Origin of the sequence: Mycobacterium asiaticum DSM 44297 (assembly GCF_000613245.1) — a bacterium.
Taxonomy (GTDB): domain Bacteria; phylum Actinomycetota; class Actinomycetes; order Mycobacteriales; family Mycobacteriaceae; genus Mycobacterium; species Mycobacterium asiaticum.
On record NZ_HG964939.1, the window covers coordinates 639,620 to 652,461 of the forward strand.

Genomic DNA, 12,842 nt, shown 5'->3' on the forward strand with positions numbered 1-12,842 from the left:
GGCATGCGCCGAACGACTTCACCGCAAACCGCCGGCCGCGCGCCGGCCGGTGCGACGGTGCTTGGTCGGGAGCGCTAATGGGGGGTTCGGGCGGTGCGCACCGCCTGAAGAATCAACGTGTCGCCAAGCAGCCGTCGCGGGTGCGCAAACGGTTGTCGCGCGCCGTCATGGCGCTGGCCTCGGCGGTCGCGGTGGGGATGACGGGCGCCGGCTACTGGGTGGCACACGGCGCGCTCGGCGGCATTACGATCTCGCAGGCGCTGACTGCCGAGGACCCGCGGTCGACCGGCGACAGCATGAACATCCTGTTGATCGGGCTGGACTCCCGTAAGGACCAGGAGGGCAACGACCTGCCCTGGTCCATCCTCAAGCACCTGCACGCCGGGGATTCCGATCAGGGCGGCTACAACACCAACACGCTGATCCTGGTGCACGTGGGCGGCGACGGAAAGGTCGTCGCGTTTTCTATCCCGCGTGACGACTGGGTGCCGTTCAACGGGGTTCCGGGCTACAACCACATCAAGATCAAGGAAGCGTACGGCCTCACCAAGCAGTACATCGCCAACCAGCTCGCCAACCAGGGAGTGAGCTCGCAGCGCGAACTCGAGGCGCGGGGCCGCGAAGCCGGCCGGGCCGCGACGCTACGCGCGGTGCGCAGTCTGACCGGCGTCCCGATCGACTATTTCGCCGAGATCAACCTGGCCGGTTTCTACGACCTGGCCCAGACGCTGGGCGGGGTCGAGGTGTGTCTGAACCATCCCGTCTACGACTCGTACTCCGGGGCCGACTTCCCCGCCGGTCGTCAGCGACTGGACGCTTCTCAGGCGCTGTCGTTCGTGCGGCAGCGGCACGGCCTGGAAAACGGCGACCTGGACCGGACCCACCGCCAGCAGGCGTTCCTGTCGTCGGTGATGCACGACCTGCAGGACTCGGGCACCTTCACGAACCTGGACCGGCTGAACAGCCTGATGGCCGTCGCCCGAAAGGACGTGGTGCTGTCGGCCGGCTGGGACGAGGGCCTGTTCCGCCGGATGGGCGAACTGGCGGGCGGCAACCTCGAATTCCGCACGCTGCCGGTGGTCCGCTACGACAACATCGACGGCCAGGACGTCAACATCATCGACCAGGCCGCGATCAAGGCCGAGGTCGCCGCGGCGTTCGGCACGGCGATGCCGTCCACGGCCCCCGCCACGACGAGCGCGAAGCCCAACCCGTCGACCGTCGTCGACGTGGTCAACGCCGGCAGCATCAGCGGCATGGCCAGTCAGCTGTCCAGCGCCCTGAAGAAGCGCGGCTACACCGCCGGACAGGTCCGCGACCGCGAGTCGAGTGACCCGTCGTACACAACGATCCAGTACGGGCCGGGCGCCGAAGCCGACGCCAAGAACATCGCTACCGTGCTCGGCGTCGACGCCCCCAAGCAGCCGGATTCCAGCATCTCGCCGGGGCACATTCGAGTGACCGTGGACACCAACTTCTCCCTGCCCGACGCCGACGAGACAACTACGACGACTTCGACGACTACGACGACCAGCAAGGCAAACACGTACTACTACAACGGCACCGCCACCACCTACCCGACGCCCGATCACGGCAAGCCGATCGATGGCGGCGGGGTGCCCTGCGTGAACTAGCCGCGGGTGCTCGCCGGGTGGCCGCCGGTAGTCGCTAACCCGCCGAGCGTCACGCCAGTGTGGCGTTCGACGTTGACCGTTGCGCTGGCGTGACGCTCGCGGGGCGGGCTGGGACCCGGGCTCAATACATCGGCGAAGGTCCTACCTACGAAGGTCCTACCTCCGAGCGTCACGATGGCGTGGCTGTCGACGTTGACCGTTGCGCTGGCGTGACGTTCGCGCGCGGGGCGGGCTGGGACCCGGGCTATGCCGCGAATCAGGCGTGGGTACCGCCGTCGATGCGGATCTCGGTCCCGGTGATGAACGCACCGTCCTCCGACACCAGCATCGCGATGACGCCCGCGATGACCGACGGGTCCGCCATGCCGGCGCCGCTGGATGTTTCGGTGGTCGGCAGGATCGGCATCAGTCGGCTGAACAACGTCCAGTCGGCATCCTTGGGGATATAGCCGCCGGTGGCGTCGGTGATGCCGGACTTGATGCTGCCGGGCGCCACGCATACCGCGCGCAGCCCGGCGCGGGCGTATTCCAGCGCCAGCGCGTGGGTGAAGGACTGGACGCCGCCCTTGCTGGCCGCATAGGCCGCCATATACGGGTGGGCGAAGGCGGCCGAGGTGGAGCTGAAGTTCACGATCGTGCTGCGCGGGTTGTCCAGCAGCCTCGGCAGCGCCTCGCGGACCACCAGGAAGGTGCCGGTGAGATTGACGGCGATGATGCTGTTCCACAACTCGAGGGTGGTTTGGTGGGTGTGGGCGGCCCGCAGAATGCCCGCCGCGTTGACCAGAGAGTCCAGGCCGCCCAGAGTGTCGACGGCCGAGCGCACACCCTGGATGACCGACTGCTCGTCAGCGACGTCGATCTCGTAGGTGGTCAGCCGATCACCGGCCGCTCCGGCTTTGTCCCGGGTGCGGGCCAGTCCGTCCGCCGCGATGTCGGCGCCCACCACTACGGCGCCCTCATCCAATAGGCGCACCACGGTGGCCTGACCGATGCCGGACCCGGCGCCGGTCACCAGGATTCGTTGGCCTTCCAGTCGTTTCACGGCACGAGCGTAACGCCCGTCGCGCCGTTAGTTGACGTTCGCAGAGAACGAGTCGACCCCCAGGCCCACGCCGCCGCTCCACGGCTCGAAGCCGGCCTGGATGCTGGTCAGATACCACGAGTCGTTGATCGACTCCATGGTGCTGGTGTGGTCGACGAAGTCCATCACGTCGAAGGTCCAGACCTCGATCGGTTCAGTGGCGACGTAAGACATCACGTTGTTCTGTCCGTTGCTGCCGTCCCAGACGACGAACGTCTTGCCGTTGATCGTCGCGTTGCCCACCGGAGCGCCGACAGGCTGGATGGGGCCCTGATGGTTGAACCAGATCATGATCTCTTGGTCGTTGACGCCGGTGGTGGTGTAGGTGGAGTCCAGCCAGATGTCGTAGGACGCGTTCCAGGTGCCCGTCGGGACGTAGTTGTAGTCGATGCTGGTGGTCGCCGAATTGATCTGACCCAGCTGGATCGGCAGGTTTGTGCCCGTCGATGAGGTGCCGTAGTGCACCCCCTCATAAATGGACGGGTACCCCAGCGGGGCCCCGTTGGTGGGCGCCGACCCGTTCATCTGCGTGATGGAGAAACCGGTGGGGGTGACATTGATGGTCTGGCCGGCCGGGTTGTTCCAGGCGTTGTTCTGCACGACGTAACCGCCGGTGACCGTCGTCGTCCCGTACTGAGTCGAGATGACCGTGCCGCCCGTTGGGGTGGTCGGCGTCGTCGGGGTCGTCGGAGTGGTCGGAGTGGTCGGAGTGGTCGTGACGGGGTTGCCGTTTACCAGCGGGTTGGTGGGTGGGGCGTAGGCGCCGCTGTGTGCGGCCTGGAAGCCGACGTCGACCGAAGTGCCCGGCGCGATGGTGCCGTTGTATTCGACCGGGGTGAGGGTGTACTGCTGCCCCGACGACGCCAGCTGCCCACCCCATGCGCTCGTGACCGCCGAGCCGGTGGGCATGGTGAATTGCAACTGCCAATTGTTTATCGGCGCGGCGGTGGAATTGGTGATCGTGTACTTCCCGATGAAGCCGCCGTCCCACTGCGAGGCGGTTGTATAGGTGGCGGAAAGCCCACTCGGGGTGGGGCCAGTGGGTGTGGTCGGCGTCGTCGGAGTCGTGGGTGTGGTCGGCGTGGTGGGTTCGGTCGGGACGGCAGTGGGTGGAGTTTGCGGCGGGCGACCACCATTGGCAAGCAGGATGGCTATCCCTTGCAGTTGGGTTTGGACTTGCCGTTCCGCGTTTTGCAGCGAAGTCACCAGCGAAGTCACGAGGGCCGCTTCGGTGCTGGCATACCATTGCGCGGCCGCGGCCAAGGCCTGCACAAACCGGGCGTTGACGGCCGCCGTCAACTGCGTGCTGATCGCCTGATACTCGCGGGCCTGCGCATTGAGGAAATTGGCAATGGCCGTCGAAATCTCGTCGGCGCCCGGTCCCAACAAACCCATTGTCGGCGCCGCCGCGGCCGCGTTGGCCGTATTCAGCGTCGTGCCGATGCCCGCCACATCGGCGGCCGTCAGCGCCAGCAACTCCGGTTCGACAATCGCGTATGACATGTCAAATTCCTTAGATCAGGAAACATTATTGGCGCTATAACGGGCATATCTCGAACCGATAACGGAACATATATCGCAGGGACCCTAGCAGCGGCATCGTGCCAGCGCATGCGGAATCGCCATTTGTTCAAGACAGCGGGCGCTGTCAATAAGCTTTACAAATTGTCATTGCGGCGCATTGTTGTAACGCCAAAATGCCGCGGACTGCAAAACGGTCAGACGACTCCGCGCAGCGCGTCGCCGCCGAACATCGGCTCCATCATGGCGGAGTAATCCGGGCCGCGGCGCAGGATGTGGCCGCCGTCGACGTTGATGCACTGGCCGGTGATGAAGCTCGCGGCGTCGCTGAGCAGGAACATCGCCAGGTTTGCCACGTCCTCGACTTCGCCCACCCGCGGCAGCGGCGTGCACTGCGCGTAGTCCCCGCTGATCTCCGGTGACTGGATGACGCTGGCATCGACGAGGTCGGTGCGGATCAGGCCGGGCCGGATGCTGTTGACCCGGACCCAGGACGCGCCGAGTTCGTCGGCGGCCAGCTGCATCATGTGGTCGATCGCGGACTTCGTGACGCCGTAGGGCCCGAACCAGCGGTGGGTGTTGCTGGCGGCGATCGACGAGATCCCGACGAACGACCCGCCGCCGCCACGCACCAGCTCGCGCGCGGCGTGCTTGAGCACGTACATGGTGCCGTTGACGTTGAGGTCGACGGTGCGTCGCCATGCCTCGGAATCGGTATGGGTGATCGGCCCGACGGTCAGGGAGCCGCCGGCGCTGTGCACGACGCCGTGCAGGCGCCCGTGCCACGCCGTGACGGCGTCGACCGCGCGGGCGACCTCGTCCTCATTGGTGACGTCGGTGGGCTCGTACCGAACTGAGCCGGGCAGCTGCAGCCCCTCGATTTCTTCGACGGCTCCGGCCAGCCGGTCGGCGTTACGGCCCACGATCATGACGGAGGCGCCCGCCGCCACCAGGCCCGTAGCCACCCCCTTGCCGATGCCGCTACCCCCGCCGGTGACCAAGTACGTGCGGTCCTGGAATGAAAGCTGCACCCGGGGCCCTTCCGCCGAAACTGAAACAGGTTCTAGCTATCGAACCATGGGCGCTATGGGGTATCGCGACGGGCAACCTTGGTGGGGCGGGCGGTGCGCCAATCCTCGACGTCGGGCGGCAGTCCGACCGGCGCGCGATTCTCGTTGTACGCAGCCCAGTGCGCATGCCCGAGCTCGTGCACGTGGAACGCATGGCGCAGCGCCTCGGTGAATCCCATCGCGTCGGCCGCAGCGTTGACCGAGGCCTTGACCAACAGCGACGCCATGGTCGGGCGCTCAGCGATGCGCCGCGCGAATTCCAGCGTCTTCTCCTCGAGTTCGTCGACCGGGAAAACCTTGGACACCATGCCCAGCCGGTAGGCCTCGTCGGCGTCCAGCGAATCACCGGTCAACAACAGCTCTTTGGCCTTGCGCGCCCCGAATTCCCATGGGTGCGCGTAGTATTCGACGCCCGGCATGCCGAGCCGGACCGCCACCACGTCGCTGAACTTGGCGTTGTCGGCCGCGACGATCAGGTCGCACGCCCAGATCAGCATCAGGCCGGCCGAGATGGCGTTGCCCTGCACCTGGGCGATGGTGATCTTGCGCAGATCGCGCCAACGCCGGGTGTTCTCGAAGAAGAAGTGCCACTCCTGGTGGTAGAGCTTCTCGACGATCGGTTCGAGGGTGGACCCGTGCGAGCGGAAGGTCGGGTGTTGCTGCGGCCCGGGTGTGCGTTCCAGCAACGCCGCCTCCGAGCCCAGGTCGTGACCCGCGGAGAAGTTGCGTCCGCGCGCCGCCAGGATCACCACCCGCACGGTGTCGTCGGCCTCGGCCCGGGAGAACGCCTCGTCGAGCTGAACCAGCAAACCGCGGTTCTGCGCGTTGTGGGCGTCGGGCCGGTTCAGCCAGATCCGCGCGATACGACCCTCGTCCAAGGTTTCGTAGGCGACGAATTCCGGCGCCTCGGCTGTGTCCGCCTTGCCATCCTGCGCGTTCGCCTGATCGGAAATCGTCATTCCGCCCACCTCACTTGTCACCGGCTTGCCGTTACAGATTACGGCCACTGTGTAAGCGGGTCGTGGCCGGGCCGTGTGACCAGAGGGCCAAAGAGGTGCTCGCAGCAGGCTCAACCGCCGCTTGACATAGCATTGGCTGATGCCAACAAAAACGGATCATGGCGACATCGGTGACGTGGAACCGCTGGCCGACAGCACCGCGAGCCAGGCCAGGCGGGTCGTCGCCGCGTATGCGAACGACGCCGATGAGTGCCGCGTCTTTCTGTCCATGCTCGGTATTGGGCCGGCGAAGCACGAGAGCTGATGGCTTCCGGGGGCGGTCGCACCTCGAAGGCCAAGAGCCCGGATAAGCCGACGGGCTACGGGGACTCCGACTTCGTCGTAGTCGCCAACCGGTTGCCCGTCGACCTCGAACGGCTGCCTGACGGCAGCACCACCTGGAAGCGCAGTCCGGGGGGCTTGGTCACGGCCCTGGAGCCGTTGTTGCGCAAACGCCGTGGCGCCTGGATCGGCTGGCCCGGTCTGGTCAGCGACGACGTGGAGCCCGATCCGGAGCCGATCGTCCAGGACGAGCTGCAGCTCCACCCCGTGTGGCTGAGCTCCGAGGACGTCGCGGAGTACTACGAAGGGTTTTCCAACGCCACGCTGTGGCCGCTGTATCACGACGTCATCGTCAAGCCTATCTACCACCGCGAATGGTGGGAGCGCTACGTCGACGTCAACCGCCGCTTCGCCGAGGCCACCGCACGGGCGGCCGCCAAAGGCGGCACCGTCTGGGTGCAGGACTACCAACTGCAACTGGTGCCGCAAATGCTGCGTAACCTGCGACCCGACCTGACCATCGGGTTCTTCCTGCACATCCCGTTCCCGCCGGTGGAACTGTACCGGCAGATGCCCTGGCGCAACCGAATCATCGAGGGTCTGCTCGGCGCCGATTTGGTCGGGTTCCATCTGGCCGGCGGCGCACAGAATTTCCTCGTCTTGGCCCGGCAACTGATCGGGGCCAATACCTCCCGCGGGTCGGTCGGGGTGCGCTCCCGGTTCGGTGAGGTGGAGTACCAGTCGCGCACCGTACGGGTCGGCGCGTTCCCGATTTCCATCGACTCCGGCGCCTTGGATCACGCAGCACGCGAACGCAACATCCGCCGCCGGGCCCGCGAGATCCGGGCAGAGCTGGGTAATCCGCGCAAGATCCTGCTCGGCGTCGACCGCCTGGACTACACCAAGGGCATCGACGTGCGCCTCAAGGCCCTGGACGAACTGCTTGCCGAGGGCCGGGCCAAACGGGACGACACGGTGTTGATCCAGCTGGCTACGCCCAGCCGGGAGCGGGTGGAGAGCTACCAGATCCTGCGCAACGACATCGAACGTCAGGTCGGCCACATCAATGGCGAGTACGCCGAGGTCGGCCATGCCGTGGTGCACTACCTGCATCGTCCGGTCCCCCGCGACGAGCTGATCGCGTTCTTCGTCGCGAGCGACGTCATGCTGGTGACGCCCCTGCGCGACGGGATGAACCTGGTGGCCAAGGAATACGTCGCGTGCCGCAGCGATCTGGGCGGCGCCTTGGTGCTGTCCGAATTCACCGGGGCGGCATCGGAATTGCGGCAGGCGTATCTTGTCAACCCGCACGACCTCGAGGGCGTCAAGGATGCGATCGAGGCGGCGCTCAACCAGTCCGAGGAGGAAGGGCGGCGCCGGATGCGCGCGATGCGGCGCCAGGTGCTCGCGCATGACGTGGACCGGTGGGCGCGATCGTTCCTGGATGCGTTGGCCGAACCGCGTTCGGCCGGTGAGGGATAACGAGCACGGCAAAGCCTTGGTGTTGGTGGCCGATGGCTGTGATACTGGGCGAGTGAACCTCCGTCGTGGGCTGGCCGCCGGCGCTGTCGTCAGCACGGCGATCGCAGCGGGTATGGCACTGGACTCGGAAAGCCCGGCCAACGCGATCGGCCCACCGGCGGATGGCACCTACGCCTACCAGCAGGCCGGTGTCTCCGGCGCCAGCTGGACCATCTCGGCGCTGTGCGATCAGCCGTCCGGCACCCGCAACATGAACGACTACTCCGATCCGATTGTCTGGGCGATGAACTGCGCGCTGAACGTGGTGAGCACGACTCCGGCGAATAACACCCACGAGGAGCACCTGCAGAACTTCAGCTCCCGGGCCCGAATGAGCAGCATGCTGTGGACGTTCCAGGTCAGCAAATCCGAGGGCGTTACCTGTCCGGACGGCAGCTACGCGCCGACCAGCGAGACCTACGCGTTCAGCGACGAAACCCTGACCGGCACCCACACCACGCTGCACGGCGCGGTCTGCGGGCTGCAGCCGGACATGAAGAAAGAACCGTTCTCATTGGCGCTGGCCGGGGCGCCCCCCAGCCCGGTCGAGCGATACCCGTTGCGGTGCAACGAGATTGCGATCTGCTTCTGAGCTAGATCGGCGTGATGTAGGCGATCAGCCACTGGCCGTCGATGCGCTTGAAGTCGACCCGTAGCCGGCTGCCGTCGTAAAGCGGCTGGCGAGACTTGTCGGTCACAATGCGGTTCATGTACACCATCACCGAGGCCGAATCGCGTTTGGCGGCCATGACTCCCACACCCACGACGTTGGCCTGGACCACCACCTCACGCTTCTTGGCTTCGGGGATGATCTGCTCGTTGACGCCCTTTTTGAATTCCTGGCGGTAGTCGGGTGTCAGCAGTGGATAGGCGTCGGTGAGGGTGCGCTCGACGGTCTGGAAGTCGTAGCCGAAAAAGCGCGGGATCTCTTTCTCGGCCAGCTTCGGCAGCACCGCCCGCGCCGCCTGCTCGCCCTGAGTTTCCACCCGCTGCCAGTAGTACCAGCCGCCGAGCGCCGACAGCGTCACCACGAGCGTGACCGCGAAACTTCCAGCGGTGATGAACAACCACCGCAGCAAGCGCATCAGTTGCCTCCGTCGGGATACTTCAGGTCATAGCCGGTCATCCGGCCGGACTCGTCCTCGTGGACGATGACCCGCAATCGGTAGGGCATGGAGGGTTTGTTCACGCCGTCGATGTCGGCGACCGTGACGCGCACCGCAACCAGGACCGACGCGTTGTCGCTGACCGTATCGATGCCTTCCAGCGCGGCCCCGTTGATCACCGCCTCCGACGTCGCGTTGGTGGACCGGAACAGCCCCTTGAGGTTGTCGACGTTGTTGTTGGCGCTGAGCATGCCGCGCAGCGGGCCGCTGGTGCCGTTGACGAACCGGTTGACCGCCTCGTCGATGGTTTCCGGCGTGTAGCTGAACATGTTGACCACCGTTTGCCTGGCGGTGTCGACGAAACGCTGCTCCCGGGCCTGTCGCGCCTGCGCGTCGCGGTGCTGCAGCACCAGCACGGTCACGCCCCAGGCCAGCCCGGCGATCGTCAGCACCGCGGCCGCCAGGGAGACCCAGCCGACCAGTGCGGCGTGTGCCCGGCGTCGCGGCGGCGGGCGCAGGGTCGTCGGCGACTTGCCGGCCTTCTTGGCGGCGGCCTTGGCCTTCGCCTTGGCTTTGGCCCGGGTGTTGGACTTGCCTTTGCCTTTGCCTTTGCCTTTGCCTTTGGAGGCAGATTCGGTATCCGCTGTTGTGTCGGCTTTGGCCTCGACAGTGACGGTCGTTTCCGGGCTGGCCGACGCCTCGGACAGGTCGGCCGCGTCGGCCACGGCTTTCGGCGGGCCCGCCGCACGCGATGCCCGACGGCGGACGCGTTGCGTCGTCGACTGCTGTTCTGCCACTACTGATCCATCGAAGCGTGTGTCGTCAAAGCGCTCTGATCACGAGGGTTTAGGGGCGAGCATCAAGTCCACCCAGTTCTCCGCGCTGGCGGTACCGGCGATACCGGACGCGAAGATACCAGTGCCGCCCGCCGGATCCTGGAACGCCGGTCGTGGGGTCATAGGTGGTGTAAGCCGGACCGCTGGCCTGCGGCTGCGGGCCAGGTGCCGGCCCCGTCCCCACCGGCGGCGGCGGCGCCTCCAGATACCTGGGGTACGGAAGTTGCGGCGGCAGCGGCGGATAGTTCGGCGGCATCCAGGACGGGTTGCCCGGGGGCGGCCCGCTGTCATTGGGTGGCGGCGGGTCATAGGCCGGCTGGTGCGGCGCTGGTCCGGGACCGGGTGTCACCCCGGGCGGGGGCGGACCGACGACCGGGATGCCCGGATCCGGGTCGGCTCCCGGGGGAACGAACGGGAAGTGGTTGGGCGGCAGGATGTTCAGCCCATTGGTGACCGGCGTCCCGTAGGGGATCGGCGGCCCGCGCCACGGGTTGGTGCCGGTCGGCACATACCCGCGGGGATCCCGGCACAGCTGCACCGTTGGGGCTCGTTTGCCCGGGAACTCCTGGCAGGGATAGTTGCGCGCGCCGCGCACCGCGCTGGCGTCGTTCTGTGCGGTCTTGCAGTACAGGTCGCGCGGAATCTCGCGCACCGTTTCGTCGGCGGGCGTGCGGATCAACGGCGAGGGTATGAAGCCCGTGTTGCACTGCGGCGGGTCGTTCAGGTCGAGCTTGAAGTCCAGCTTGGCGCCCTCGTCCTGGGGTTGGCCGCCGGCCGCGGTGGTGATGGCGGCGAACAGCGCCGGGAAAACCACCAGCAACTGTTCGATCGTCCTGTGATAGATGACGCCCACCCGACCGAGATTGGCCATGTTCGCCGCCAGTGCCGGGAACGAGGGCCGGATACCGGAGAAGGTGTTGTTGGCCTCGTCGAGCGCGCCGGGTGCGGTGGCCAACGTGTCACGCAGCCGGGGGTCGGCTTGGCGCACCTCGGAGGTGAACCGCGCCAATCCGTCCGACAGCGACCGGATGTCGGCACCGGCACGCACCTGGGCCTGCAGGAACGGGCCCGCCTGATCGATGAGCTGCGAGACCTGCGGATAGTTGGCGTTGGCCTCGTCCACCAGCAGCCGGGCCGATTCGACCAGCCTGGCCAGCTCCGGGCCGGTGCCGTTGGTCGCGACAAATGCCTCGTGCAGTAGCTCACGCAACCGCGTGTCGCCGAGGCTGTTGACCAGAGTCTCTGCCTGCTTGAGCAGGTCGGCCACGTCCTGGCCGATGCGAGTGTTGCTCCGGTCAATCTTTGAACCGTTGCGCAGCTTGCCCGGCGCCGCATTCTTGGGCGGCACCAGGTCGATGTACTGCTCGCCGATGGCCGACACGCTCTTGACGGTGGCAGTGACGTTGGCCGGAATCGGGGTCCCGCTGTTGAGCCGCATGGCCGCGGTGACACCGTTGGGGTTGAGCTCCACCGACTCGACGCGCCCTACCGCGACACCGCGGTAGGTCACGTTGGCGTTCTTGTACAGACCCCCACCGGCGACGAAATCGGCGCTCACGCCGTAGGTCCCGATACCGAACGTGGCCGGCAACCGCAGGTAGAAGATCGCCATCACGACCAGGGTGATGACGGTGATCACCCCGAAGATGGCCAGCTGGATCTTGGTGAGTCTGTCGATCATGGTCCCGCCTCTACTGCGTCGCCGTGCCGGGCGGAATCTTGAACGGGTCGGCCGCTTGTCCGGACAGGTTGGCCAACTCACCCGTCAGGAAGTCGGGCGGATTGAGCACCTCCTCCATGTGCATCATGTTTGGGTCCAGCGCATAGGACGTGGTGAAGAAGGTCTCACCGAGGCGGCGCAGCGTCAGGTCGAACGTGGTGAACACGTTGAGGTAGTCGCCGCGCACCGCCTGCTTGATGCCGAAGTTCGGGAACGGGAACGTCAGCATGATCTGCAAGGCGGTGACGAAGTTCTTGCGGCTGTCGTTGAGCGCCTTGATCACCGAATAAAGGTCTTTGAGGTCTGCGGCCAGGTCGACCTTCGTCTTCGACAGCACGTTGGAGGTGACCAACGCCAGTCTGCGCAGCGCCGAGAACGCTTCGACGATGTGGTCCCGGTTCTTGTTCAGCACCCGGAGCGCGTCCGGCAATGTGTCCAGCGCACGGCCCAGATTGTCCTTGTCGCGTGCCAGAATCGAGGAGAACCGGTCCAGGCCTTCCACCGCGGTGATGATGTCGTTGACCTGCCGGTTGAGACCGGACGCCAGCTCGGCGAGTCGAGGCATCAGGTCGCGGAACTGTCCCTGCCGGCCGGCGACCGCCCGATAGGTCTCCTCGGTGATCTCTTCCAGCGCACCGACATTGCCCTTGTTGACCACCACGCCCAGCGCCGAGAACACTTCCTCGGTGGTCGGGAAACGCCCCGTGCGGGACTCCGGGATGCGGGACCCGTCCTTCAATTTGGCCTTTGACGCCGGTTGGTCGGTCGGCTCGGCCAATTCGACATGCAGCGATCCCAGCAGCGATGTCTGCGCGACCTTGGCGGTGGCGTTCACCGGCAGATTCACGGTCTTGTCCAGAGCCAGCTTGACCGCGGCGTAGAAGGATCCGTCGGCCCGCTGCTCGGCCGCAATCCCGGACACGCTTCCGACGGTGACGTCGTCCACCATGACCGGGGAGTTCTGCGGCAGGGTGGCCACGTCGGGCAGCTCGATGGTGATCGAGAATGCGCCGCTGCCGTGGCCGGCGGTGCCCGGCATGTTCAGCGAGTTGAGTCCGCCGAAGGAACAGCCA

At 66.3% G+C, this 12,842-nt stretch carries 11 protein-coding genes and 2 pseudogenes; 4 read left to right on the top strand and 9 right to left on the bottom strand.

What is annotated here, in order from left to right:
* Nucleotides 1-77 precede the first annotated feature (77 nt).
* Nucleotides 78-1,634, top strand: coding sequence for an LCP family protein (locus BN972_RS27050; protein ID WP_036365635.1), 1,557 nt, complete (start codon nt 78-80; stop codon nt 1,632-1,634).
* 256 nt (nt 1,635-1,890) lie between these two features.
* Here BN972_RS27050 and BN972_RS27055 read toward each other — a convergent pair whose 3' ends face one another.
* The 5 genes and pseudogenes from BN972_RS27055 to BN972_RS27070 form a co-directional block, all read right to left on the bottom strand.
* The gene (locus tag BN972_RS27055) at nt 1,891-2,676 is read right to left on the bottom strand and encodes an SDR family NAD(P)-dependent oxidoreductase (protein WP_036365637.1); all 786 of its coding nucleotides are present in this window, start codon (nt 2,674-2,676) and stop codon (nt 1,891-1,893) included.
* A gap of 27 nt (nt 2,677-2,703) precedes the next feature.
* On the bottom strand, nt 2,704-3,315 hold the full coding sequence (locus BN972_RS30720) for a GH12 family glycosyl hydrolase domain-containing protein (protein ID WP_235192614.1): 612 nt from the start codon (nt 3,313-3,315) through the stop codon (nt 2,704-2,706).
* Nucleotides 3,316-3,450: 135 nt separating this feature from the next.
* Nucleotides 3,451-4,218, bottom strand: a pseudogene (locus tag BN972_RS30725) (cellulose binding domain-containing protein); the annotation flags it as partial.
* A 215-nt stretch (nt 4,219-4,433) separates the two neighbouring features.
* Nucleotides 4,434-5,267 carry an SDR family oxidoreductase gene (locus BN972_RS27065; protein WP_036365640.1) on the bottom strand — a complete coding sequence of 278 codons (834 nt, stop codon included), beginning with the start codon at nt 5,265-5,267 and terminating at the stop codon, nt 4,434-4,436.
* A 53-nt stretch (nt 5,268-5,320) separates the two neighbouring features.
* A complete protein-coding gene (locus tag BN972_RS27070) occupies nt 5,321-6,265 on the bottom strand; it encodes an enoyl-CoA hydratase (protein WP_036366065.1) in 945 nt (314 codons plus the stop codon).
* A gap of 139 nt (nt 6,266-6,404) precedes the next feature.
* Between BN972_RS27070 and BN972_RS29005 the strand changes: the two genes are divergently transcribed.
* Genes BN972_RS29005 through BN972_RS27080 form a run of 3 tightly spaced genes read left to right on the top strand, consistent with a single transcriptional unit; the run spans nt 6,405 to nt 8,699 of the window.
* The gene (locus BN972_RS29005; protein WP_099051228.1) at nt 6,405-6,569 is read left to right on the top strand and encodes a hypothetical protein; all 165 of its coding nucleotides are present in this window, start codon (nt 6,405-6,407) and stop codon (nt 6,567-6,569) included.
* Nucleotides 6,569-8,068, top strand: a complete 1,500-nt coding sequence (locus tag BN972_RS27075; RefSeq protein ID WP_036365643.1) for an alpha,alpha-trehalose-phosphate synthase (UDP-forming) — start codon at nt 6,569-6,571, stop codon at nt 8,066-8,068. The genes BN972_RS29005 and BN972_RS27075 overlap by 1 nt, the downstream gene beginning before the upstream one ends.
* A 52-nt stretch (nt 8,069-8,120) precedes the next feature.
* On the top strand, nt 8,121-8,699 hold the full coding sequence (locus BN972_RS27080; RefSeq protein WP_036365645.1) for a hypothetical protein: 579 nt from the start codon (nt 8,121-8,123) through the stop codon (nt 8,697-8,699).
* Nucleotide 8,700: 1 nt separating this feature from the next.
* Here the strand turns inward: BN972_RS27080 and BN972_RS27085 are convergent, their stop codons facing one another.
* The 4 genes and pseudogenes from BN972_RS27085 to BN972_RS27100 all read right to left on the bottom strand — a co-directional run.
* The gene (locus BN972_RS27085; protein WP_036365647.1) at nt 8,701-9,192 is read right to left on the bottom strand and encodes a hypothetical protein; all 492 of its coding nucleotides are present in this window, start codon (nt 9,190-9,192) and stop codon (nt 8,701-8,703) included.
* On the bottom strand, nt 9,192-10,010 hold the full coding sequence (locus BN972_RS27090; protein ID WP_036365651.1) for a hypothetical protein: 819 nt from the start codon (nt 10,008-10,010) through the stop codon (nt 9,192-9,194). The genes BN972_RS27085 and BN972_RS27090 overlap by 1 nt, the downstream gene beginning before the upstream one ends.
* 39 nt (nt 10,011-10,049) lie before the next feature.
* Nucleotides 10,050-11,730: pseudogene (locus BN972_RS27095) on the bottom strand (virulence factor Mce family protein).
* A 10-nt stretch (nt 11,731-11,740) separates the two neighbouring features.
* Nucleotides 11,741-12,842: MCE family protein (locus tag BN972_RS27100; protein ID WP_036365654.1), on the bottom strand; the 1,102-nt coding region annotated here is incomplete at its 5' end.